At 43.5% G+C, this 614-nt stretch carries 1 protein-coding gene; it reads left to right on the top strand.

The window, feature by feature from the left end; genetic code table 11:
* Positions 1-523: glycerophosphodiester phosphodiesterase family protein (locus R8N49_RS28485; protein WP_318190617.1), on the top strand; the 523-nt coding region annotated here is incomplete at its 5' end.
* Positions 524-614: the final 91 nt, after the last annotated feature.

Here is a 614-nt window from a genome sequence, read left to right as displayed (position 1 = left end):
AGTTGATGCGCATACGTTGGAAGAACTAAGACAACTAGATTTCGGTGGGTGGTTCAGCGAAGATTTTGCTGGCGAAACTATCATGACTCTTGAGGAGCTATTAAGCTTGGCTACTGAGCGAGGTCTAAATCTGAATATTGAAGTTAAAGTAGACCGCCATCCAGTGGACGAAGTCTCACAAACGCTCGCAAAAGTGCTTACCGAAAGTTCAATGCCTAGAGAGAACCTTTTACTCTCAAGCTTTAGTCATGATGTCATCAGAGCACTTTACCAGCATTGCGAAGGTTATCGTTTGGGTGTTTTAAGTGAGTTTTTTACAAAAAAAGACGGGCTATTGTTAGATGAAGTGAAAGCGTACAGCTGTAACCTAAATATTAACTGGGTTCGTTCGCGTCAGATCATTAAGCTGCAAGAAGCGGGCTATAAGGTCATGTGTTACACGGTCAACAACCCGAATAAGCTCAAGCACCTTCCGCAATTAGATGGCATTTTTAGTGACCATCCAAAACGTTTTATGCAATAACCTTTCAAAGCTCCCGTGGGATAACGAGTCCTACCACTCGATCGTGATCGGTGTTCCCATGGTGACAAGCTGGGGGAATTCATCCATTTCT

The sequence above is a fragment of the Vibrio sp. 1978 genome, from assembly GCF_033344345.1.
Note: the sequence above shows the minus strand (reverse complement) of the source record. Positions and strands in the feature narration are given on the sequence as shown.